This window comes from Mycolicibacterium psychrotolerans (assembly GCF_010729305.1).
GTDB classification, from domain to species: domain Bacteria; phylum Actinomycetota; class Actinomycetes; order Mycobacteriales; family Mycobacteriaceae; genus Mycobacterium; species Mycobacterium psychrotolerans.
This window is the reverse complement of sequence record NZ_AP022574.1, coordinates 1,868,584-1,891,198: the sequence shown is the minus strand read 5'-3', so window position 1 is coordinate 1,891,198 and position 22,615 is coordinate 1,868,584. Positions and strand designations below refer to the sequence as shown.

Sequence of the window (22,615 nt, the reverse complement as noted above, 5' to 3'; positions counted from 1 at the left end):
GGGTTTCTCTCGTACTTCTTCGCCCGAACGTTGGCTTGGGCGTCGTGGTGGAGGCGGTCATCGGACGAACACTCCCCTGCCGTCCTCGTCGTAGTACTCCAGCGTCAGCCGGTCGCCGTCGAACGTCGCCTTCGACACCGTTCCCGGCGGCGCGTTCTCGGTGACGAACGCGAACGTGAACACGTTGCCGTCCCAGTGCCGCAGCTCCACGTCCAGCGTAGGGCCCAGCCGCAGCCGCAGCGCGCCGTCGACCTCGGCGACCGTCGCCGCACCCCAGAAGCCGTTGCGGTACGTGCCGGTGTAGGCGCCCAACGGCGCCGGCGGCGCCGGATCGGGCGGCGGGGTCTTGCCGGTCAGCGATCCGACCGGGACGTCCATGGCCTCGAACGCCTTGCGGTAGAGGCCGTACCAGTCCTGCCGGATCTCGCCGAACTGCACGAGGTCGGCGAACTCGGCGGTCAACGTCTCCGGGACTCCGATCGGCGTGGCGTTGGTCAGCGCGACGATCGCCACGTCGGCCGACGGCAGGATCAGCACATTCGTCCCGGCGCCCAGCTCGAACGCCCCGGAGTGACTCAGTTCGGTCCGCGCCGCCGACGTGGTGCCGACGTTGAACCCGAAACCGTAGAAGCCCGAGCGCATCGCCGGTTCGGCGGCGGGACTCGACACGATCTGCGGGGTCACCGCAGGCAGCAGCGCGGCACGGTCGACCACCTGCTTGCCCTGATAGCTGCCGTCGGCCAGCATCATGGCCAGCCAATGGGTCATGTCCTGAACCGATGCGCTGGCCCCGCCGGCCGGCCCTTCGGCGTCGGCGTTGCGGATGTAGCGCGGTTGGTAGGAGCCGTCGACGTGGATGTGGCCCACCGCGCGGTCGGGCCGCTTCGCGAAATCGGCGTAGCGGTAACTGGCCGTCGTCATGCCCAGCGGGGTGAACAGCACGTCGGCGGCCAGGTTCTCCCACGGCTTGCCCGCCGCCACCGCGGCCGCCTCCGCACCCGCGGTGAAACCGAAATTGGTGTAGGCGTAGGAGATCCGGAAGGGGTCGAGCGGGTAGTCGCGCAGTTTCTCGAGAACCTGCCTGCGGTCGTAGCCGAGGTCCTCGAGCTGGTCGCCGGCGTGGTCGGGCAGCCCGGAGCGGTGCGACATCATGTCCCCGATCGTCACCATCGGGGTGACCGCCGGGTCGGACAGCGCGAACCAGGGCAACTTCGCCACGATCGGGGTGTTCCAGTCCACCGACTTCACCCCGACCTGGTGGGCCACCACGGTGGCCGCCAGCGACTTGGACACCGAAGCCAGCTGAAAGACCGTGTCCGGATCGATTCGATTGCCGGGATCCTCGGGCAGCGTCGCGTCTTTGACCCCGAAACCCTTGGCGTACACCGTCTTTCCGGCGTGGACGACGGCCACCGCCATGCCCGGGATCCCCGACTTGCGCATCAGGTCCCCGGCCAGCTCGTCGAGCCTGGCCACCGCGTCGTCGACCGCGTTCTCCGGCAGGGGCATCGCGGGCACCAGCGGGGGCGGGGTGTCTCCTGCCTGGTCGGCGGTCGACGGCGAGGTCGAGGGCTGGGACGAGGACGGTGTCGAGCCGGCGCCGCACCCGACGACGAGCACGGTGAGCATCGCGAGCGCGGCCACCCGGGGTTTCATGGTCGAACGGTAACCCGTCGGCACCGTCTACAGGCGCCACCACGGGTCGAATGTCGATTCGCCGTCCACCCGTCCCCCCGGAACGGGGACCGCGATGCGCACACCTTCGGCGTCGGCGGCGGCGACCAGGCGTTCGGCCGGCTCGGCCCACGGGTGCGGCGCCAGCCGGAACGTCGCCCAGTGGATCGGCATCATCAGGCCGGCGTCTGCGTCGGTCAGATCCAGGTGGGCGCGAACCGCGTCCTCGGGGTTCATGTGGATGTCGGAGAACGCCGGATGGTAGGCCCCGATCGGCAGCAGCGTCAGGTCGAACGGGCCGAACTCGGCGCCGATCTCGGCGAAGCTCTTGGTGTACCCGGTGTCGCCGCCGAAGAAGGCGCGGTGCGACGGACCCATCACCACCCACGACGCCCACAGCGTGGTGTCACGGGTGAACAGCCGGCCGGAGAAGTGCCGAGCCGGGGTGCACACCAGCGTCAGGTCGCCGATGCGGTGGGACTCGTACCAGTCCAGCTCGACGATCCGGCTCTCCGGAATGCCCCACTTACGCAGGTGCGCGCCGATGCCCAGCGGTACGAGGAACGGCGCCCGCTGACTGTGCGCCAGCGCGACGATCGTGTCGATGTCGAGGTGGTCGTAGTGATCGTGGCTGATCACCACGGCGTCGACGGCGGGCAGCGCTTCGATCAGCAGCGGCACCTCGTGCATGCGCGCCGGACCGACGGCGCGCGACGGCGAGCAGCGCCGGCTCCACACCGGGTCGGCCAGCACGCGGTACCCGTCGACTTCGATCATCGCGCTGGAGTGGCCGTACCAGCTGGCCGCCGCGGGACCGGCGGCCGGATGCGGCGCCGGAGGATCGGCGAGCGGGATCGGTCCCGGCGGCTTACCCGAGTTCCCGGCGTTGGCCAGATCGCGCAGCAGCATCCGCTGCGCCTCGCGGTCGGCCGTCATGCCCGACGGCGCCTCGAGGTTGACGAACTTCCCGTCGCGGTACTGCGGGGAGCGCCGCGCCACCGGTGCGATCTCGGCCGGGGTGGCCCCCAGCGACTCCGGGGTGCCCTGCAATGCCCGCAGCACCCAGCCGCCGGCCAGCAGGGACGCGGTCCCGAACCCGAACCGCAGCGCCGCGCCGAGCATCAGGCGCCCTGGAACTTCGGCGCGCGCTTCTCGATACGCGCCACCTGCGCCTCGATGATGTCCTGGCTCTTCCAGGCGCGGTCGAACAACTCCTGGTGCGCGGGCCACGGATCCTCGTAGGCGCCGTCGTCGTTGAGCACCCGCTTGGCGTGCTGCAGGGCCAGCGGCGCGTACCCCGCGATCTCCTGCGCCCACGCCTGCGCGTCGGCCAGCGTGCCGAGCCGGTTGGCCATCCCGGTCTGCAGGGCCGTCTCGGCGGTGAGGCGCTCGGCGGCCAGCAGCATGCCGCGCGCCCGGCCCGCACCCACCAGCGACGTCAGCCGGCGGATACTCCAGTTGTCCAGCGCGATGCCGTACTTGGCGACGGGAAACTGGAAATAGGCCTCGGGGGCCACCACGCGCAGATCGCAGATCATCGACAGGATGACGCCTGCGCCGATCGCGGGGCCGTTGACGGCGCCGATGACCGGCACGGGAGCCCGGTCGATCGCCAGGTTGAGCGCCCTCGCCTTGTCCGGCAGCTCGTCGGCGACACCCTGACCGCCCGACAGGTCCGCCCCTGAGCTGAACACGTGCCCCTGGCCGGTGAGCACGATCGCGCGGACGTCCTCCACGGCCGCTTTCTCGATCGCCTCGCGCAGGCCGTCGACCAGTGCCGCGTTCAGCGCGTTGCGCCGCTCAGGACGCTGCATCTCCAGGGTCAGCACGTTGCCGTCTCGGGTGGCTTCAATCATGCCCACAGACTATTAGCCTCTTCCTGTGAGCCGGATCCGCGCCCTCGAGCTGCGCGACACCCTCCTCGACCAGGGCTCGTTCGTCAGCTGGGACGATCCGCCGCTCGAGGTCGCGACCTCTGAGTCCTACCGGCGGGAGCTGGCCGATGCCGCCGCCGCGACCGGTCTGGACGAGGCGGTGCTGACCGGCGAGGGCCGCGTGTTCGGCCGCAGGGTCGCGCTGGTGGCGTGCGAGTTCGACTTCCTCGCCGGGTCGATCGGTGTGGCCGCCGCGGAGCGCATCGTGGCGGCGGTGCGCCGGGCCACCGCCGAGCGCCTGCCGCTGCTGGCCTCCCCGAGCTCGGGCGGCACCCGCATGCAGGAGGGCACGGTCGCGTTCCTGCAGATGGTCAAGATCACCGCCGCGGTCGAGGTGCACAAGCAGGCGCATCTTCCCTACCTGGTGTACCTGCGCCACCCCACCACGGGCGGGGTGTTCGCCTCCTGGGGGTCGCTGGGGCATGTCACCGCGGCTGAACCGGGCGCGCTGATCGGCTTCCTGGGCCCGCGCGTGTACGAACACCTCTACGGCGAGCCCTTCCCGCCCGGTGTCCAGACGGCGGAGAATCTGCAGCGCCACGGCGTCGTCGACGCGGTGGTACCCCTGGACATCCTGCGGGCCACCCTCGACCGCACACTGACGGTGGTCGCCGACGCACCCGGGCAGGCTCCGCCCGCTCCCCCGGCGGAACCGCTGCCCGACATCCCGGCCTGGGAATCGGTCGAGGTGTCCCGCAGACCGGACCGGCCCGGGGTCGGCGCGCTACTGCGCCACGGCTCCACCGAGCGGGTGCTGCTGTCCGGGACGGGGCAGGGCGAAGCGGCGACGACGCTGCTGGCGCTGGCACGGTTCGGCGGCCAGCCCGCCGTCGTACTGGGCCAGCAGCGTGTGGTCGGCGGGGTCGTCGGGCCCGCGGCCCTGCGGGAGGCGCGACGCGGCATGGCGCTGGCCGCCGGCCTGCAGTTGCCGCTGGTGCTGGTCATCGACACCGCGGGGCCGGCGCTCTCGGTCGAGGCCGAGGAGGACGGGCTGGCCGGTGAGATCGCCCGCTGCCTGGCCGATCTCGTCACGCTGGACACCCCGACGGTGTCGGTGCTCCTCGGCCAGGGCAGCGGCGGCCCCGCCCTGGCGATGGTGCCCGCCGACCGGGTGCTCGCGGCGCTGCACGGCTGGCTGGCGCCGCTGCCGCCGGAGGGGGCCAGCGCGATCGTCTACCGCGACATCGACCACGCGGCCGAACTCGCTGCGGCACAAGGCGTTCGATCTGTCGACCTGCTCGCCAACGGCATCGTCGACTCGGTGGTGCCCGAGCACCCTGACGCGGCCGACGAACCCCGAGCCTTCATCGAGCGGCTCTCGGCGACCATCGCCGCGGAATTGCACGCGCTGAGGTCGGTGCCCGCCGAGCAGCGGCTGACCGCCCGTTTCGAGCGCTACCGCCGCATCGGACTGCCCTGACGCCCGCCGAAACGGTATTCCGCGCGGCGATATCGCGCGGAAAAGTCAACGTGGAATACAGTTTCGGCGTCAGAAGAGCAGGGTCAGCGCGCCGATCACCAGTTGCACCCCACAGCCGCCGAGGGCCAACCACACGGCCGGACGCCCCCGGGCCACCCGCCACACGGACACCGCGACGGTGAGCATCAGCAGCGCGAACCCGCCGTAGCGCAGCACCGGCCCGCCGCCGTGGGTGAGGAACATCGCGGCCCGCCACACGAATCCCTGCAGCAGAAGCAGCACCACCGTGCCGGCGAAGTCCTTGAGCCGCTGGTCGTCCGCACGGTTCACCTCACACCTCGATCGGTGGGTGCAGCTGCTCCATGGTGTACTGCCGGTTGCGCCGCGCCGCCCACGAACTGGCCGCCAGCGACGCCAGCAGCACCGCGGCGAGCACCGCGATCGCGGTCCACAGCCGCGCGTCCACACCGCCGACCGTCAACTGTCGTAATCCGTTGACCGCGTAGGTCATCGGATCGAGCGGGTGCAGGATCTGGAACGGCTTGGCGGTGGTCTCGACGGGATAGATGCCGCCGGCCGAGACCAGTTGCAGCATCAGGAACGCCAGCGTCACCACCCTGCCCACCGCGACACCGAACACCGCGTTGAACGCCTGGATCAGGGCCAGGAAGGCGCCGGACACCAGGATCAGGAACGCGACCGTGGCCACCGGATACTCGGCGTGCAACCCGACCCCGAAGTGCACGACGGCGTACATCACCACCACCTGGCACGCCACGATCAGCAGTCCGGGCCAGTAGGAGGCCAGCACCACGCGCAGCGCACCCAGTCCGTTGACGATGGGTCGGGACTGCAACGGCGTCAACAACATCCACACGATCAGCGCCCCGATGAACAGCGCCAACGGCATGAAGAACGGGGCGAAGCCGGTGCCGAAGGTGGCCGCGGGATGGGTGTTGCGCATGTCGAGGCCCGTCGGCGCGGCCAGGGTGCGCGCCACCGCGGTGCGCTGCTGCGGGTTCCACGACGGGATCTGCGTGGCGCCCTCGCGCAGCTTGGTGGCCAGCTCCTGGCCGCCGGCCGCGAGCTTGCCGGTGCCGTCCGCGAGTTGATGCGCTCCGGACGACAGTTGCTCTCCGCCGTCGGCGAGCTGCACCAACCCGGCATCGAGGCGGTGCGCACCGGAATCGAGTTGGTCGACACTGTCACGCAGGGCGGCGACGTCGGCCCGCAGCCCGCCGTTCAGCGACCGGGTCAGGAACGTGCGGAGCTTACTGTTCGGGTCGCCGAGCTCGGTCTCCAGGCGAGAGGCGCTGTCGCGCAACCGAACCAGACCTTCATCGGTCGTGGGGTCGATGCCCTGGGCGCGGAGCAGACGCTGGGCGCCGGCCAGGGCGTGTCCGGCGTCGCGGACTGCCGGGTCGGGGTTGGACTGCAGGAACCCAACCGTCTGGTCGACGATCGCCGCGGCCTGGGCGCTGCTGACGTTGAGCGCGGCGATCCGGTCGGTCGTCGAGCGAACCGCGCCGGACAGGTGCTCTGCGGCGCCGGCGACCTCGTCGGGATTCAGCCCCAAACCGCCCACCCGGTCCAGGAATTCGAGCAGCGGCCCGGTGGCGGTGTCGACGGCTCCGGCCAGCCGCCGGGTGCCCGCGGCCAGTTGTGCCGATCCGGACTGCGCGCTGCGCAGCCCCGACTCCAGCGTGTCGGCGCCGCCGGCGAGCTTGCGTGCACCGTCGTCCGCGGTGGTGAGTCCCCCGGCCAATTGCTGTGCGCCGTCGGCGGCCTGGTCCAGTCCGCGACCGGCGTCGCCGAGTCCGTTCACCACGGTGCCGATCCCCCGCTCGGCGATCGTCGCGTTGACCTGGTTGAGGATTTCGCGAGACGCGTTCTGCCCGATGACCGTGCCGAGGTAGTTGTTGGCGTCGTTGAAGGTGAACCGGATCTGCGCCTGCTGCGGGTCCGGACCCGCAGGGGAGCTCACCCGGGCGGAGAAGTCCTCGGGCAACGTGATCGAGAAGTAGTAGCGGCCGCCGGCCACCCCGTCGGCGGCCTCGGCGGCCGACACCTCGGTCAGGTCGAGCTGGCCGGAGTCGATCAGGGCGCGGGCGACCTCGTCGCCGGCACGCACGGGCTGGCCCTGCGCCTGGGCGCCGCGATCCTCGTTCACCAGCGCCACCGGCACCTTGTTGACTTCGGCGAAGGGATTCCAGAACGCCCACAGGTACATCGCGCCGTACAGCAGCGGCATCAGGATGATCGTGACGAGCGCGATGCGCGGCATCAGACCGCGGGAGTACCGCTTGAGGTCGGTGCCCAGCGACATACCGGCAAGCACCACTAGGAACCACCCTTCTGCTGCCCCGCGAGCTCGGCGCGGGAGACGTTGGCGACCGGGACCTGTCGTACCGGATGGCCGGTGACGCCGTTGACGCTGGCGGTGAGCACCGTCTGGTCGCGGCCGAGGTCGACGAGCCGCCCGACCAGCAGGTCCCGGTTGTGGTCGCTGGTCACCTGTTCGAGGTTGCCGACCACAAGCAGCGGCGGGCGGTTGGTGTTGGCCAGCGCGATGCGCAGCAGCAGGCCGTCGAGTTCGGTGAGCTCCTCGACGTACTCCGAGAGCGGCGGCAGCGGCAGCTCACCGAACACCGGCCCGCACACCCGCGCCAGGTCGGCCTCGTCGGCGCGTCGGATCAGCTTGTACCACCGGGCATCCCAGCGCAGTTGCTCGGTGATCAGGTCGCGCACGGTGACGGACTCGGCGACGGTGTCGAGTTCATCGATGCCGGCCAGCGCCGCGGCGGCGAAGATGTCCTGCACCCGGGTGCGGCCGAACACCGACAGCGTGCCGGACCTCGGGCGCATCCGGCCGGCCAGCGTCATCGACAGAGCGGTGCGCCCCGACCCGGCCGGACACACCAGCACGGTCACCCCGCCCGCCGCCACCTCCAGGTCGACGGGGCCGTACACCGGTCCCCACGGGCCGCGCATGGTCAATCCGCGGGCGATGATGGCGGGCTCGGGAGCTGGGGCGTCCGACACTCGGCAATCCCACCACACCCGGCGGTGGCATTCTGGGCATGTGGAGTCGCTCCTGCATTTCGCCGGAAACTTCTGGTGGCTGATCTTTCCGCTCAGCGGTGTGATCGGCGGCGCGGTGCGGGGCGTGTCGGCGGCCAACGAACGCCGCGCTCAGCGCCGGCTGGAGCGCTACCGGATCAAGCAGGAGACCAAGGTCGCGCTGGCCCGGGAGAAGGCGGCCGGTCAAACCCGTGCGGACGGTAACCGGCGGGAGATCGCCAGGGTGCTCCAGAGGCACGACGCCACCGACCAGCGCTGGCTGTCCTACGAGATCGACGTCGCCAAGCTGCTCGACTTCCCGGTGATGACCGACATGCGGGAACCGCTGACGCTCGCGTTCCACAAGGCCAAGAGCCGCGCCGATCTGCTGCGGCCCGCGCATCTCGACGACATCCTCGACGACCGCGCCGCCCAGGTCGAGTACCGCGATGCGGTCGGCGAGTACGTGGCGGCCTTCGACGCCGCAGAGTCCGAGGCCATCCGGCGACGCCGCAGCGACTTCTCCGCCGAGGATCAGGGCCGGCTGGCCCGTGCCCAGCACCTGCTGCGGCTGGCGGGCGACGAGGCCGCCACTCCGCAGGAACGCCAGAACGCCTACGGCCGGGCGCAGAGGGAGCTGGCCGGGTTGATCGTGCTGCCGCCCGCCGCCCGGGCGGCGATCGAGAGCAAGGTGCTCGGCGAGTTGGAGGCGTGAGTCAGGCCAGCGCCAGAGCGGCGAGCATCGCAGAAGAGGTCACGAGCAGCAGGGGCACCCGCAGCAGATTGCGCCGCGTCCACCGCACCGCCGCCGCCTCGTCGATGTCGGCCGGGTCCTTCCTCTCGAACTCCGCCGCCTGCGGGATCAGGTCGAACAGCGCCCACAGCCGCATCGCGGCGTGACTGATCAGAGCCACCAGCAGTGCCACCCCGACGTCGGAGTCGCCCCACGTCACGATCAGCGTGACCACGAGCAGGATCTCGAAGATCACCGGTGCGGGCAACCAGAATCGCACCCTGGCGATGCCGCCGTTGCGCGACTGGATGATGCCCGGCCGGCGGGGCCAGGACGGGTCGACGACGAGCGCCTCGTAGAGGGCGCCGCCGAGCAAGATGCAGGCCGCCAGCGTGGTGGCGGCGATGAGGACGAGCGTCGGAGCCGACGTCGGGGTGGACACAGCATCCGATTATCCAAGTGTCAGGATGAGCCATGGCCGAGATCACGCCGTTCCGCATCGCCGTGCCTGATTCCGACCTGGCCGATCTGGCCGATCGGCTCCGTCGCACGCGGTGGCCGGAGCCCGAATGCGTCGACGACTGGAGCCAGGGCATCCCACTGGCGTACACGCGCGAGCTGGCCGACTACTGGCGAGACGAATACGATTGGCGCACAAGGGAAGCCGCACTGAACCGATTCGACCAGTACACCACCGACATCGACGGGCTGAAGATCCACTTCATCCACCAGCGCTCGACGCGCGACGACGCCTTCCCGCTGATCATCACGCACGGATGGCCGGGGTCGATCGTCGAGTTCACCAAGGTGATCGAGCCGCTCAACGATGCCGGCTTCGACGTGGTGTGCCCGTCCCTTCCCGGGTACGGCTTCTCGGGCAAGCCGACCGCGACGGGGTGGGGGGTGGAACGCATCGCAGCGGCGTGGGACGAGCTGATGGTGCGGCTCGGGTACCGCCGCTACGGCGCGCAGGGCGGCGACTGGGGATCTGCGGTGACGACGCAGATCGGCCGCAATCGGGGCCACTGCGTGGCGATCCACACCAACATGCCGCTGGGCGCACCGCCCAAGGACCTCACCGGTCTCTCACCGGAGGAGCGCGACGTGCTGGAGCACCTCGCGCAGCACCGACAGTGGGGTACCGGCTATTCCAAGCAGCAGTCGACACGTCCGCAGACGCTGGGGTACGGGCTCACCGACTCGCCTGTGGGGCAGATGGCGTGGATCGTCGAGAAGTTCTGGTCCTGGATGGACTGCGACGGCCATCCCGAGAACGTGCTGACCAAGGACGAACTCCTCGACAACGTGATGCTGTACTGGCTCACGGCCAGCGCGACGTCGTCGGCGCGGCTGTACTGGGAGAGCTTCGGCAGTTTCGGCAGCCCCGGAAGGGTCGAACTTCCGACCGGTGTGGCGTCGTTTCCGAAGGAGATCCTGCGCTCGCCGCGGGCCTGGTGCGAGGCGAACTACACCATCACCCGCTGGACCACGATGCCGCGCGGTGGCCACTTCGCCGCCTTCGAGCAGCCCGATCTCTACGCCGACGACGTCAGCGCCTTCTTCGCCGACTTCCGTTAAGTCTTTTCCAGGCCCAGCATGTCGATGCTGTCCTTGCGCATGTCGACCTTGCGGACCTTACCGGTCACGGTCATCGGGAACTCGTCGACGATATGGACGTAGCGCGGAATCTTGTAGTGCGCCAGCTTGTCCGAGGCGAACTCGCGCAGCGCGGCCGCATCGAGCGCCGGTCTGCCCGGCTTCATCCGGATCCACGCGCAGATCTCCTCGCCGTACGTCGCGTCCGGCACCCCGATCACCTGAGCGTCCTCGACGTCGGGATGGGTGTGCAGGAACTCCTCGATCTCACGCGGGTAGATGTTCTCACCGCCGCGGATCACCATGTCCTTGATGCGGCCGACGACGTTGCAATAGCCGTCCTCCCGCATCACCGCCAGGTCACCGGTGTGCATCCAGCCGTCGGGATCGATCGCCTCCCTGGTCTTCTCGTCGTCCCGCCAGTAGCCGAGCATGAGCGAGTAACCGCGCGTGCAGAATTCGCCCGGCTCACCGCGGCGCACCGTCTCCCCGGTGTCGGGGTCGACGATCTTGATCTCGACGTGCGGGTGGGCCCGCCCGATCGACGACGTGCGCCGGTCGAGGTCGTCGTCGATGAGGGTCTGACACGACACCGGTGACGTCTCGGTCATCCCGTAGGCGATCGCGACCTCGGTCATGTGCATGTCCTCGACACAGCGCTTCATCACCTCGACCGGGCAGACTGCGCCGGCCATGATGCCCGTGCGCAGCGACGACAGATCCGTCGCCGCGAAGTCGGCATGGTGTTGCATCACGATGAACATCGTCGGCACCCCGTACACGCCGGTGCACCGCTCGGCGGCGATCGCGCGCAGGGTGGCCGCCGGGTCGAAGCCCGCGGCGGGGATGACGATGGTGGCGCCGTGCGTCGTACACCCGAGGTTCCCCATCACCATGCCGAAGCAGTGGTAGAAGGGCACCGGGATACACAGCCGGTCCCCCGGTCCGAGCCGGATCAGGTCGGTGACGAAGTAGCCGTTGTTGAGGATGTTGCGGTGCGACAACGTTGCGCCCTTCGGGAAACCCGTTGTCCCCGAGGTGTACTGGATGTTGATCGGATCGTTGTTGGACAGCCCGGCCAACCTTCGGGCCAGATCCTCGGCGCCCACCGAGTCCGCGTCCTCGCGCAGGCGGGCCCAGTCGTCGGTGCCGAAGAAGATCACGTCCTCGACTCCGGGCACCTGCGGGAGGACCTCGGCGACCATCGCGACGTAGTCCGAGGACCGGAACGACGTCGCGGCGAACAGCGTGCGCAGCCCCGACTGCTCGAGAACGTAGACCAGCTCGTGGGTGCGGTAGGCCGGGTTGACGTTGACCAGGATGGCGCCGATCTTCGCGGTGGCGAACTGCACGATCACCCACTCCGCGCTGTTGGGCGCCCAGATCCCGACCCGGTCGCCCGGTGCGATACCGCGTGCCATCAAACCCCTTGCCACGACATTGATCTCGGCGTCGAGCTCGGCATAGGTCCAGGACCGTCCGGTGGGGACGTCGACCAGGGCGTCGGTGTCGGCGAACGTGGCGGCGATGCGTTCGAAATTCGCGCCGATCGTCTCCTCCAGGATCGGTGCGTCGGTGGGTCCCGCGTCGTAGGAGAGCTCGGTCATAGTGCTCACCTCACCAGGTCCTCGTAGCGGAACTCCGTGTCGATCGGCGTACCGGCGCTGTGGGCGTCCTGCTCCCGGCGGCGCAGGTCGACCCGGCGGATCTTGCCCGAGATCGTCTTGGGCAGTTCGGCGAACTCGACGCGGCGGACCTTCAGATACGGCGCCAGGTGGTCGCGGCTGTACTGCAGGATCTGCCGCGCGGTTTCGGCGTCGGCGCTCCAGCCCGCGGCGAGGGCGATGTAGGCCTTCGGGACGGCCAGCCGGGTGTCGTCGGGGGCGGGCACCACCGCGGCCTCGACGACGGCCGGGTGTTCGATCAGAACGCTCTCCAGCTCGAACGGCGACACCTTGTAGTCGGAGGACTTGAACACGTCGTCGGTGCGCCCGACGTAGGTGATGTAGCCGTCGTCGTCGCGGGTGGCGACATCCCCGGTGTGGTACCGGCCGTCGCGCATGACCATTGCGTTGCGCTTCTCGTCGTCGAGGTAGCCGCTCATCAGGTTCAGCGGGGTCGCGTTCAGGTCCAGGCAGATCTCGCCCTCCTCGGCAGGCTCACCGGTGAGTGGGTCGACGAGCACGACGGGGACGCCGGGCATCGGCCGGCCCATCGACCCGGACTTGACGGGCTGGCCGGGCGTGTTGCCGACAGCCAGCGTGGTCTCGGTCTGACCGAAGCCATCGCGAATCGTCAATCCCCAGGCCCGCTCGACCTGCGCGATGACGTCCGGGTTCAGCGGCTCGCCCGCCCCCAGAACCTCCCGCAGGTGCGGTGGCCGCTCACCGAGGTCGGCCTGAATCAGCATGCGCCACACCGTCGGTGGAGCGCAGAAGGTGCTGACCGCCCCACGGTGCAGCTGCTCGAGCAGAGCGTCCGCGTCGAAGCGGGCGTAGTTGTAGACGAAGATCGTCGCCTCGGCGATCCACGGCGCGAAGAAGCAGCTCCACGCATGCTTGGCCCACCCCGGTGAGCTGATCGCCAGGTGCACGTCGCCGGGCCGCACCCCCAGCCACGCCATCGTCGACAGGTGGCCGACGGGATAGCTGACCTGTGAGTGCTCCACGAGCTTGGGCTTGCTGGTGGTGCCTGAGGTGAAGTAGATCAGCAGCGGATCCGTCGGGGCGGTGCCGGGATCGAACGGCCCGGCCGGCGCGACGTCGGCGGCGTCGGCGTAGGCGTGCCAGCCCGACACGGCCCCGCCGACGGCCACCCCGGTGAACGGTTCGTCGACCCCGGTGAACTTCGCCGCGTCCGAGGCGTTGGCGACGACGAAGCCCGCGCGCCCGCGCCGCAGCCGGTCGGCGACGTCGTCGTGGCCCAGCGCCGCGGTCGTCGGCATGATCACCGCACCGAGCTTGGCCACGGCCAGCATCGACTCCCACAGCTCGACCTGGTTGCCGAGCATCAGGATGACCCGGTCGCCCTTGCCGACGCCGAGGCCGCGCAACCAGGTGGCGACCTGATCCGATCGTGTCGCCATCTGGGCGAACGTCGCCTTCACCTCGCGGCCGTCCTGCTCCACGATCCACAGCGCGACGTCGTCGGGCCGGTCGCCGGCGACGACGTCGAACCAGTCGGTCGCCCAGTTGAACCGCCCCGTCAGCCGGGGCCATTCGAACGTCTCGACGGCCTTGTCGTAGTCGCCGATCACCTCGACCAGGTGGTCGCGGGCGGCGCGGTAAAGGTCGGTGTTGGTCGCCATGGCGTCGATACTGCCCCGAAAGCCGCCGAGACTGCGGGCAGATCGTCGTTCGCGTCGCGATCGCGATCTCCGCGCAGTCTCGGCGGCTGGGGCCTATGGCGCGGCCCGCGCGATGTCAGGCCAGTGACTGCACCCATGAGCGGTGCAGCGCCGCGTAGTGTCCGTCGGCGCGCGCCGTCAGCTCCTCCGGCGAGCCGTCCTCGACGATGCGGCCGTGCTCGAGTACCAGCACCCGATCGGCGATCTGCACCGTCGAGAGCCGGTGCGCGATCACGATCGCGGTGCGCTCGGCCAGCACCGTCTCCAGCGCCCGCTGCACCATCCGCTCGCTCGGGATGTCCAGCGAGGAAGTGGCCTCGTCGAGGATCAGCACCGCGGGGTCGGCCAGGAACGCCCGGGCGAACGCGACCAGCTGCCGCTGCCCCGCCGACAGCCGGTCGCCGCGCTTGGCGACATCGGTGTCGTAACCCTCCGGCAGCGCGTCGATGAAACCGTCGGCGCCGACGGCCCGGGCCGCCGCCCCCACCTCCTCGTCGGTGGCGCCCGGCCGCCCGAAGCGGATGTTGTCGGCGACCGTGCCGCCGAACATGAAGTTCTCCTGGGTGACCATCACGACGTGACGACGCAGATCGGTCTGCCGGAGGTCGCGTAGGTCGACTCCGTCGAGAGAGACGCTGCCCGCGACCGGGTCGTAGAACCGGGTGACCAGCTTGGCGATCGTGGTCTTGCCCGCGCCCGTGGTTCCCACCAGCGCGACGGTCTGGCCTGCCGGCACCACCAGGTCGAGGTCCGGCAGCACCGGCCGGTTGGGGACGTACTCGAAGCGCACGTCGTGAAAGGCGATCTCACCGCGCACCGACTCGAGCTCGACCGGCTCGGCCGGATCGGCGATACCAGGCTTCTCGGCCAGCACTCCGGCGAGCTTCTCCAGCGCCGACGATGCCGACTGGAAGGTGTTGAAGAACTGCGAGATCTCCTGCATCGGTTCGAAGAACATTCGCAGGTACAGCAGGAACGCGGCCAGCGTGCCGATCGTCATCTGCCCGTGCAGCACCCGGTAGCCGCCGTAGAGCAGCACCACGCCCGTGGTGATGTTGCCGACGAGCTTCACGCCCGGCATGAAGATCGCGAGCAGTTTGAACGTCTTCTCGTTGATCACCCGGTAGCGGTCGGCGATGTCTTCGAAGATCTGCTGGTTGCGCGGCTCGCGGCGATAGGCCTGCACCGCCTTGATGCCGGTCATGGTCTCGACGAACTGGACGATCACCAGCGCGGAGATCTCGCGCACCTCGCGGTAGATCCGCGACGACTCGCGGTGGAACCACGCCACGAGCGCCACCAGCACCGGGAACGCGGCCAGGCACATCAGCCCCAGCTTCGTGTCCAGGGTGATCAGCAGTACCGAGGTGCCGAACAGCGTGAGCACCGCGGTGATCAGGCTGTCGAAACCCGTCTCCAGCATGTCCTGGATCGCTTCGACGTCGTTGGTGGACCTGCTCACCACGCGGCCCGAGGTGTAGCGGTCATGGAAGGCGATGTCGAGCCGGCCGAAATGCCGGAACACCCGCCTGCGCAGTTCGCGCAGCACGCGCTGGCCGATGCGGCCCGACCTGCGCAGGAAGAACATCCGGGCGCTCGCCTGGACGAGCACCACGACGCACAGCACCCCGACGATCACCATCAGCGTGCGCGGCGAGCCGCCGTCGAGCAGCGGGGGGATCCCGTTGTCGATGCCCTTCTGCACCAGCAGCGGAACCGATAGGCGCGCAATGTTTTCCACCACCACGACGAGAGCGAGCGCCAACACCGTCCAGCGGTACGGCCGCAGCAGCGAGCCGAGGAGGGCCCGCGCCTCGCGCCGGCGCGGCACCGACTCGTCGATCGGCAGATCGTCGTGTTCGTCGAACCGGCCGCGCCAGTCGGGCTGTGTGGTCACGGCCGTCGCTCCAGGATCTCGCGCTCCAGCGTCGGGCGACGATCGTCGTCGTCGGGCAGCGCCAATGGCTCACCCGCCCAGTCCGTCTCGCGCTCGCACCCGTCGTCGAGTTCGTCGTCGGCGGCCAGCAGATAGCGGTACTCGGGCACCTCGGCCAGCAGTTCGGCGTGGGTGCCGACGTGGGTGATGGTGCCGTTCTGCAGCAGCGCGACCCGGTCGGCGAGCAGCACGGTCGACGCGCGGTGGGCCACCACGACGCCGGTGACCGCGTGCAGGACGCGGCGCAGCGCTTCCTCGACGACGGCCTCGGTGTGCACGTCGAGTGCCGACAGGGTGTCGTCGAGCACCAGGATGCGGGGGCCGGCCAGGATCGCCCGGGCGAGCGAAAGGCGTTGCCGCTGACCGCCGGACAGGCTCATGCCCTGCTCGCCGATGCGGGTGTCCAGGCCGTAGGGCAGGTCGTAGACGAACTGCGCGGCGGCCACCTCGACGGCCTGGCGCAGCTCGTCCTCGGACGCTGGATTGTCTGGGGCACGGCCGAGCGCTAGGTTCTCGGCGACCGACATCGAGAACAGCGTCGGGTCCTCGAACGCCGTCGCGACCGCCTGCCGCAGCGCGTCGAGGCTGAGCTCGCGGATGTCCTGTGCGTCGATGCGGATCTCGCCCTCGGTCACGTCGTACAGCCGGGACAGCAGGCCCACCAGAACGGACTTGCCGGATCCGGTCGCGCCGACGAGCGCGAGCGTCTCCCCCGGCTCGACGGTCACGGTGACATGACGCAGCGACCAGTCCTCGGAGTCCGGGAACCGGAATCCGACGTCGACGAGTTCGAGGCGGCCGCCGCGCGGGCTCTGCTCGCGCGGACCGTCGGTGATCTCGCGCGGCGCGTCGAAGATCTCGGCGATGCGATTGGCCGCCGTGAACGACTCCTGGGTCATCGACAGCAGGAAGCCCAGCGACGCGATCGGCCAGACCAGCGACAGCATCATCGTGATGAACGCGACCAGCGTGCCCATCGTCACGTACCCGTGCCCGGCGGCGTAGGCGCCGAAGCCGAGCACCAGGATCAGCGTCAGGTTCGGGATGATCTCGAGCAGCGTCCAGAATTTCGCGGACACCGTGACCCGGTTCACCTGGGTCTCGTAGAGGTCGGTGAGCTGTTCGTCGAACCGGTCGTAGACGTAGTCCTCGCGGCCGAACGACTTCACCACCCGCAGCCCGAGCGCGGCCTCCTCGACGTGGGTGGCGACGTGCCCGGCCTGATCCTGCGCCTGTCGCGACAGCCGGGTGTACTCCTGCTGGAAGTGCAGCACGGTGAGCGTGATCGGGATGATCGACACCAGCACCACCACGCCCAGCGGCCAGTACATCGCCAGCAGGATCGCGGTGACCACGGTGATCTGCAGGACGTTGAGGATCAGGAACGTCAGGCCGAACGACATGAAGCGTCGAATCGTGCTGAGATCGTTCATGATCCGCGACAGCAACTGGCCCGACTGCCAGCGGCCGTGAAACGACATCGGCAGGATCTGCAGCCGCGCGTAGAGGTCTTTGCGAATGTCGGCCTCGACGCCCATCGTCGCGCGGGCCACCAGCCATCGCCGGATGAACCACAGCACCGCCTCGGCGATGCCGACCCCCATCGCCGCCGCGCCCAGCGTCCACAGCCCCTGCTGATCCTGATGGCGGACCGGCCCGTCGATGACGGCCTTGGTCATCAGCGGGATCGTCACGGTCGCCGCGAGGCTCGCGAAGGCGACGGTGAACATCAGGATCCACCGGCCGCGGTACGGCAGCAGGTAGGGCAGCATCCGCCACAGGTCCGAGCTCGGCCTCACCCGTCGGGGCGGCGGCGCGATCGCGGGCGCCGCGCGCAACGCGTTGTCTCCGATGTCAGCCACTGAGGAGATCTTCCCACTGCTGGCAAGCGGTTAACTCCTCCGCCGAACTCGCATTCCGGCAGCGCACGTGTGAGTGCGGGCCTGCCGGAATGCACGTTCGGCGGTCCGAGGTGGACTGGTGGCCGAACTGGGTGCGGTACAGCTCGGCGTAGCGGCCGCCGCGCGCCAGCAGCTCGGTGTGCGTGCCGCGCTCCACGATGCGGCCGTCCTCGACGACGAGGATCAGGTCGGCGGCCCGGATCGTCGAGAGCCGGTGCGCGATCACCAGCGACGTGCGGCCGGCCAGCGCCTCGGCCAGCGCCTGCTGCACCTTTGCCTCCGACTCCGAGTCCAGCGACGCCGTCGCCTCGTCGAGCACCACCACCCGCGGCGCGGCCAGCAGCAGCCGCGCGATGGTCAGCCGCTGCCGCTGACCGCCGGAAAGCCGGTATCCGCGCTCGCCGACGACGGTGTCGAGCCCGTCGGGCATGTCGGCGACGACTTCGTCGAGCCGGGCACGCCGCAGCGCCTCCCAGATCTCGGCGTCCGTCGCCTCCGGAGCGGCGAGCGCCAGGTTGGCCCGGATGGATTCGTGGAAGAGGTGCCCGTCCTGGGTGACCATCCCGACGGTCTGCTTCAGCGAGGCGAACGTCGCGTCACGCACGTCGACGCCGCCCAGCCGGATCGCGCCGGAATCGACATCGTAGAGCCGGGCCAGCATCGACGCCGTCGTCGACTTCCCGGCCCCCGACGACCCCACCAGCGCGACCATCTGGCCGGGGTGCGCGGTGAACGAGATACCGTGCAGCACTTCGTCGCCGCCGCGGTCGTCCAGTTCGGCGACCTCCTCCAGCGACGCCAGCGAGACCTTGTCGGCGGCCGGGTAGGAGAAGTGGACGTCGTCGAACTCGACGGTGACGGGGCCGTCGGGGATCGCGACGGCGTCGGGGCGTTCGCGGATCAGCGGCACCAGGTCGAGCACCTCGAAGACGCGCTCGAAACTGACGAGCGCGGTGGCGATCTCGACGCGGGCATTGGCCAGCGCGGTGAGCGGTGCGTACAGCCGGGTCAGCAGCAGCGCCAGCGAGACGATCGCGCCGGCCTGCATCTGACCGCCCAGGGCCAGTGCGCCGCCGAGCCCGTACACCAGCGCGAGCGCCAGCGCCGACATCAACGTCAACGAGTTCATGAACGTCGCCTGCAGCATCGCGGTGCGCACGCCGATGTCGCGGACCCGGCCCGCCCGTACGGCGAACTCCCGCGATTCGACGCCGGTGTCCCCGAACAGTTTGACCAGCGTGGCGCCGGGCGCGGAGAACCGCTCGGTCATCTGCGTGTTCATCGTCGCGTTGTGGGCCGCGGCTTCGCGGGAGAGCTTGGCCATCGCCGATCCGATGCGCCGGGCCGGCAGCAGGAACAGCGGCATCAGCACCAGCGACACCAGCGTCACCTGCCACGAGATGCTGATCATCACCGCGAGCGTCAGCGTCAGCGTGACGACGTTGGACACCACCCCTGAGAGCGTGTCGGAGAAGGCCCGTTGCGCGCCCATCACGTCGTTGCCCAGGCGGCTCACCAGCGCGCCGGTGCGGGTCCTGGTGAAGAAAGCCACCGGCATCCGCTGCACGTGGTCGAACACCGCGGTTCGCAGGTCCAGGATCAGCCCCTCGCCGATCGTCGACGACAGCCACCGGGTCAGCAGCGACATCGCCGCCTCGGCGACCGCCACCGCGGCGATCACCGCCGCCAGCAGCGCGACCACCCCTACGGTGCCCTCGCCTGTGATCTCGTCGACCACGCGGCCCGCCAGCAGCGGCGTCGCGACCGTCAGTACCGAGCTGACGACGCTGACCAGCAGGAACACCCACAACATGCGGTGGTGCCTGCCGGCGAACCGCCAGATCCGCGCCAACAGCCGACGGTCCGCCAGCGAACGCAGATCACCGCCCCGGGCATGGGTCTGCCGGTACAGCGACTGCCGGGCAACCGTTTCCAAGCTCATCTCATCACCGTAGAACCTCAACAATGGGTGAGGTCAAAGGCTTCCCGCGCGGGTTCGGTCATGCTCAGGCGGGTAACTTTCGTTGCTGTGACCGAGTCAAGACAGGCGAGACTGGAGAGCTGGCAGCGTCGGACCGAGTTGCCGCTGGCCGGGGTGGCGGTGCTTTTCCTGGCCGCCTACGCGGTCGGCGTGCTCGCGCAGCCTCAGGGTGCGGCGGCGTGGACACTGGGGCTGGTCACGGGATTTAGCTGGCTCGCCTTCGTGATCGACTACGTTGTCCGGCTGTCCCTGGCGCCGAACCGGTGGCGCTGGTTCTACCGACACCTGTTCGATCTCGCGATCGTCGTGCTGCCGATGCTGCGGCCGTTGCGGCTGCTCCGACTGGTCACTCTGATCGCGGTGCTGCAGCGTGCGGTCGGCGACGCCATCCGGGGACGGGTGGTGCTCTACACAGTCTCGGGCGCGTTGCTGCTGGTCTTCGTCGCTTCCCTGGCGGTCCTCGACGCCGAACGCGGCCAACCGGATGCGCACATCACCGACTTCGGTCAGGCGCTGTGGTGGTCGGTGACCACGATCACCACCGTGGGCTACGGCGACTTGACGCCGGTCACGACCACCGGGCGGGTCATCGCCGTGTTCCTGATGATCGGCGGGATCAGCCTGGTCGGCTCGATCACGGCGACGCTGGCGTCGTGGATCGTGCAGCGGGTGTCCGACGATGACGAGCAGGGCCGGGCCGTGACCACCGCGCATGTCGACGCGCTGCTCAGCGAGATCAACGAGCTGCGTGAAGACGTCCGCCGCCTGCGTAGCGAAACCCGCGAGGCCAGCCGGTAGCGTGCCCCGCGCGGACACCGCGCATGGCAGCAGCCAGGGTCCCCCAGCTCGGGGCTCGCATCAGGCAAGATTGCGGGCATGGACAGTGGAGTGGGCTCGCCCCGGGTGCTCGTGGTCGACGACGATCCCGACGTGCTCGCCTCTCTGGAGCGCGGCCTGCGGCTGTCCGGTTTCGACGTGTTCACCGCCGTGGACGGCGCCGAGGCGCTGCGCAGCGCTACAGAGACGCGCCCCGATGCGATCGTGCTCGACATCAACATGCCGGTGCTCGACGGCGTGTCCGTGGTGACCGCGCTGCGCGCGATGGACAACGACGTTCCGGTCTGTGTGCTGTCGGCGCGGTCCTCGGTCGACGACCGCGTCGCGGGGCTGGAGGCCGGCGCGGACGACTACCTGGTCAAGCCATTCGTGCTGGCCGAGCTGGTGGCCCGGGTGAAGGCGCTGCTGCGCCGGCGCGGATCCACGGCGACGTTCTCGTCGGAGACCATCACCGTCGGCCCGCTCGAGGTCGACATCCCGGGCCGGCGCGCCCGCGTCGACGGGGTGGACGTCGACCTGACCAAGCGCGAGTTCGACCTGCTGGCCGTGCTGGCCGAACACAAGACCGCGGTGCTGTCGCGCGCGCAGCTGCTCGAACTGGTCTGGGGCTACGACTTCGCCGCCGACACCAACGTCGTCGACGTCTTCATCGGCTACCTGCGGCGCAAGCTCGAGGCCAACGGCGCCCCGCGCCTGCTGCACACCGTCCGCGGCGTCGGATTCGTCCTTCGTCAGCAATAGACACGTGATGAGCGCTCGCGCGAAGAACCGACGACGATGATCGTCGTGTCCCGCATCTTCCGGCGCACACCGTCGCTGCGCACGCGGGTCGCGTTCGCCACCGCGATCGCCGCGGCGATCGTCGTCGGCATCGTCGGCACCGTCGTGTGGGTCGGCATCACCCAGGACCGCAAGGAGCGCCTCGACCGTCGCCTCGACGAGGCGGCCGGCTTCGCGATCCCGTTCCTGCCGCGCGGCCTCGACGAGATCCCCCCGTCGCCCAACGACCAGGACGCCGTGATCACCGTGCGGCGCGGCGACGGACAGGTGACCTCGAACAGCAAGGTGGTGCTGCCCGAGCTGGAGCCCGGCTACGCCGACACCTACGTCGACGGGGTGCGCTACCGGGTGCGCACCGTGCAGCTGTCCACCCTGGAACCGATGTCCGTCGCCGTCGGCGCCACCTACGACGCGACGATCACCGACACCAACAACCTGCACCGTCGGGTGCTGATCATCTGCACGCTGGCCGTGGGTGCGGCCACGTTCGGCGGCTGGCTGCTCGCGGCGTTCGCGGTGCGCCCGTTCAAACGGCTGGCGCAGCAGACCCGGCAGATCGACGCCGGCGACGAGGCACCGGACATCGACATCCGCGGCGCCACCGAGGCCGTCGAGATCGCCGACGCGATCAAGGGCCTCGTCGGGCGCGTCTGGGAGGAGCAGGGCCGGACCAAGGCGGCGCTGGCATCGGCGCGCGACTTCGCGTCGGTGTCCGCGCACGAGCTGCGCACCCCGCTGACCGCGATGCGCACCAACCTCGAGGTGCTCGCGACGCTGGATCTCGGCGAGGAGCAGCGCAAGGAGGTCGTCGGCGACGTGATCCGCACCCAGACGCGCATCGAGGCGACGCTGGGTGCGCTGGAGCGGCTCGCGCAGGGGGAACTGTCCACCGAGGACGATCACGTTCCCGTCGACATCACCGAACTGCTCGACCGGGCCGCCCACGACGCGATGCGCGTCTATCCCGATCTCGAGGTGTCCCTGGTGCCGGCGCCGACGGTGATCATCGTGGGGTTGCCCGCCGGCCTGCGCCTGGCGGTCGACAACGCGATCGCCAACGCGGTCAAGCACGGCGGCGCCACCCGCGTGCAGCTCTCGGCGGTCAGTTCGCGGGCAGGGGTCGAGATCGCGGTCGACGACGACGGCGTCGGGGTGCCCGAGGAGGAGCGCAGGGTCGTGTTCGAGCGGTTCTCCCGCGGCTCCACGGCGTCGCACTCGGGCTCGGGCCTGGGGCTGGCCTTGGTGGCGCAGCAGGCCGAATTGCACGGCGGCACAGCGTCTTTGGAGGCGAGCCCACTCGGCGGGGCGCGACTGCTGCTGCGCCTCCCGGGCCCGCGCTAGTTTTCCGCCGAAACTGTATTCCGCGTGCTGTTTCCGGCGGCGGATTCATACGGTCAACGCAACATTCTGTGATTTG

The 22,615-nt window shown here is 69.8% G+C and carries 18 protein-coding genes; 6 read left to right on the top strand and 12 right to left on the bottom strand.

What is annotated here, in order from left to right:
• Window positions 1–57: 57 nt before the first annotated feature.
• The 3 genes from G6N45_RS09340 to G6N45_RS09330 are packed head-to-tail and all read right to left on the bottom strand — an operon-like array spanning window position 58 to window position 3,530.
• Window positions 58–1,656, bottom strand: coding sequence for a serine hydrolase (locus G6N45_RS09340; RefSeq protein ID WP_163721835.1), 1,599 nt, complete (start codon window positions 1,654–1,656; stop codon window positions 58–60).
• 27 nt (window positions 1,657–1,683) lie between these two features.
• Entirely contained in the window at window positions 1,684–2,796 is a 1,113-nt protein-coding gene (locus G6N45_RS09335) for an MBL fold metallo-hydrolase (RefSeq protein WP_163721834.1), read from the bottom strand.
• Window positions 2,796–3,530, bottom strand: coding sequence for an enoyl-CoA hydratase (locus G6N45_RS09330; RefSeq protein WP_163721833.1), 735 nt, complete (start codon window positions 3,528–3,530; stop codon window positions 2,796–2,798). Before G6N45_RS09330 ends, G6N45_RS09335 begins: the two co-directional genes overlap by 1 nt.
• Before the next feature lie 25 nt (window positions 3,531–3,555).
• On the opposite strand from G6N45_RS09330, the gene G6N45_RS09325 reads away from it, so the two are divergent.
• Complete coding sequence (locus G6N45_RS09325; protein ID WP_163721832.1) at window positions 3,556–5,028, top strand: acetyl-coenzyme A carboxylase carboxyl transferase subunits beta/alpha; 1,473 nt, start codon at window positions 3,556–3,558, stop codon at window positions 5,026–5,028.
• Window positions 5,029–5,097: 69 nt separating this feature from the next.
• Here the strand turns inward: G6N45_RS09325 and G6N45_RS09320 are convergent, their stop codons facing one another.
• The 3 genes from G6N45_RS09320 to G6N45_RS09310 are packed head-to-tail and all read right to left on the bottom strand — an operon-like array spanning window position 5,098 to window position 8,019.
• A complete protein-coding gene (locus tag G6N45_RS09320) occupies window positions 5,098–5,358 on the bottom strand; it encodes a hypothetical protein (RefSeq protein WP_163721831.1) in 261 nt (86 codons plus the stop codon).
• Window position 5,359: 1 nt separating this feature from the next.
• The gene (locus G6N45_RS09315) at window positions 5,360–7,354 is read right to left on the bottom strand and encodes a YhgE/Pip domain-containing protein (protein WP_179965355.1); all 1,995 of its coding nucleotides are present in this window, start codon (window positions 7,352–7,354) and stop codon (window positions 5,360–5,362) included.
• A gap of 14 nt (window positions 7,355–7,368) precedes the next feature.
• Entirely contained in the window at window positions 7,369–8,019 is a 651-nt protein-coding gene (locus G6N45_RS09310; protein WP_246229057.1) for an ATP-binding cassette domain-containing protein, read from the bottom strand.
• 91 nt (window positions 8,020–8,110) lie between these two features.
• On the opposite strand from G6N45_RS09310, the gene G6N45_RS09305 reads away from it, so the two are divergent.
• Window positions 8,111–8,803 (top strand): hypothetical protein, encoded by a 693-nt coding sequence (locus G6N45_RS09305; protein ID WP_163721828.1) that lies wholly within the window; start codon window positions 8,111–8,113, stop codon window positions 8,801–8,803.
• A 1-nt stretch (window position 8,804) separates the two neighbouring features.
• On the opposite strand, the gene G6N45_RS09300 is transcribed toward G6N45_RS09305, so the two are convergent.
• Entirely contained in the window at window positions 8,805–9,263 is a 459-nt protein-coding gene (locus tag G6N45_RS09300; RefSeq protein ID WP_163721827.1) for a hypothetical protein, read from the bottom strand.
• 32 nt (window positions 9,264–9,295) lie between these two features.
• Between G6N45_RS09300 and G6N45_RS09295 the strand changes: the two genes are divergently transcribed.
• Complete coding sequence (locus G6N45_RS09295) at window positions 9,296–10,399, top strand: epoxide hydrolase family protein (protein WP_163721826.1); 1,104 nt, start codon at window positions 9,296–9,298, stop codon at window positions 10,397–10,399.
• Here G6N45_RS09295 and G6N45_RS09290 read toward each other — a convergent pair.
• From G6N45_RS09290 to G6N45_RS09270, 5 genes are all read right to left on the bottom strand, one after another.
• Window positions 10,396–12,024 (bottom strand): AMP-binding protein, encoded by a 1,629-nt coding sequence (locus G6N45_RS09290; protein WP_163721825.1) that lies wholly within the window; start codon window positions 12,022–12,024, stop codon window positions 10,396–10,398. The genes G6N45_RS09295 and G6N45_RS09290 overlap by 4 nt on opposite strands.
• A gap of 5 nt (window positions 12,025–12,029) precedes the next feature.
• Window positions 12,030–13,724 (bottom strand): AMP-binding protein, encoded by a 1,695-nt coding sequence (locus G6N45_RS09285; protein ID WP_163721824.1) that lies wholly within the window; start codon window positions 13,722–13,724, stop codon window positions 12,030–12,032.
• 115 nt (window positions 13,725–13,839) lie between these two features.
• Window positions 13,840–15,660: an ABC transporter ATP-binding protein gene (locus G6N45_RS09280; RefSeq protein WP_163721823.1), complete on the bottom strand. Its 1,821-nt coding sequence runs from the start codon at window positions 15,658–15,660 to the stop codon at window positions 13,840–13,842.
• Window positions 15,657–17,561, bottom strand: coding sequence for an ABC transporter ATP-binding protein (locus tag G6N45_RS09275; RefSeq protein ID WP_163721822.1), 1,905 nt, complete (start codon window positions 17,559–17,561; stop codon window positions 15,657–15,659). Before G6N45_RS09275 ends, G6N45_RS09280 begins: the two co-directional genes overlap by 4 nt.
• A complete protein-coding gene (locus tag G6N45_RS09270; RefSeq protein WP_163721821.1) occupies window positions 17,554–19,542 on the bottom strand; it encodes an ABC transporter ATP-binding protein in 1,989 nt (662 codons plus the stop codon). Before G6N45_RS09270 ends, G6N45_RS09275 begins: the two co-directional genes overlap by 8 nt.
• A gap of 87 nt (window positions 19,543–19,629) precedes the next feature.
• On the opposite strand from G6N45_RS09270, the gene G6N45_RS09265 reads away from it, so the two are divergent.
• The 3 genes from G6N45_RS09265 (at window position 19,630) to G6N45_RS09255 (ending at window position 22,539) form a co-directional block, all read left to right on the top strand.
• Window positions 19,630–20,379, top strand: a complete 750-nt coding sequence (locus G6N45_RS09265) for a potassium channel family protein (RefSeq protein WP_246228931.1) — start codon at window positions 19,630–19,632, stop codon at window positions 20,377–20,379.
• Between the two features lie 69 nt (window positions 20,380–20,448).
• Complete coding sequence (gene prrA, locus G6N45_RS09260; RefSeq protein ID WP_163728108.1) at window positions 20,449–21,159, top strand: two-component system response regulator PrrA; 711 nt, start codon at window positions 20,449–20,451, stop codon at window positions 21,157–21,159.
• 36 nt (window positions 21,160–21,195) lie between these two features.
• Window positions 21,196–22,539, top strand: coding sequence for a HAMP domain-containing sensor histidine kinase (locus tag G6N45_RS09255; protein ID WP_163721819.1), 1,344 nt, complete (start codon window positions 21,196–21,198; stop codon window positions 22,537–22,539).
• Window positions 22,540–22,615 lie beyond the last annotated feature (76 nt).

Bases quoted from the DNA above. Each gene is read 5' to 3' on its own strand.
- G6N45_RS09340 (WP_163721835.1), bottom strand. From the start codon at position 1,656: ATGAAACCCCGGGTGGCCGCGCTCGCGATGCTCACCGTGCTCGTCGTC.
- G6N45_RS09335 (WP_163721834.1), bottom strand. From the start codon at position 2,796: ATGCTCGGCGCGGCGCTGCGGTTCGGGTTCGGGACCGCGTCCCTGCTG.
- G6N45_RS09330 (WP_163721833.1), bottom strand. From the start codon at position 3,530: ATGATTGAAGCCACCCGAGACGGCAACGTGCTGACCCTGGAGATGCAG.
- G6N45_RS09315 (WP_179965355.1), bottom strand. From the start codon at position 7,354: ATGTCGCTGGGCACCGACCTCAAGCGGTACTCCCGCGGTCTGATGCCG.
- G6N45_RS09310 (WP_246229057.1), bottom strand. From the start codon at position 8,019: ATGCGCGGCCCGTGGGGACCGGTGTACGGCCCCGTCGACCTGGAGGTG.
- G6N45_RS09295 (WP_163721826.1), top strand. From the start codon at position 9,296: ATGGCCGAGATCACGCCGTTCCGCATCGCCGTGCCTGATTCCGACCTG.
- G6N45_RS09290 (WP_163721825.1), bottom strand. From the start codon at position 12,024: ATGACCGAGCTCTCCTACGACGCGGGACCCACCGACGCACCGATCCTG.
- G6N45_RS09285 (WP_163721824.1), bottom strand. From the start codon at position 13,724: ATGGCGACCAACACCGACCTTTACCGCGCCGCCCGCGACCACCTGGTC.
- G6N45_RS09270 (WP_163721821.1), bottom strand. From the start codon at position 19,542: ATGAGCTTGGAAACGGTTGCCCGGCAGTCGCTGTACCGGCAGACCCAT.
- G6N45_RS09255 (WP_163721819.1), top strand. From the start codon at position 21,196: ATGATCGTCGTGTCCCGCATCTTCCGGCGCACACCGTCGCTGCGCACG.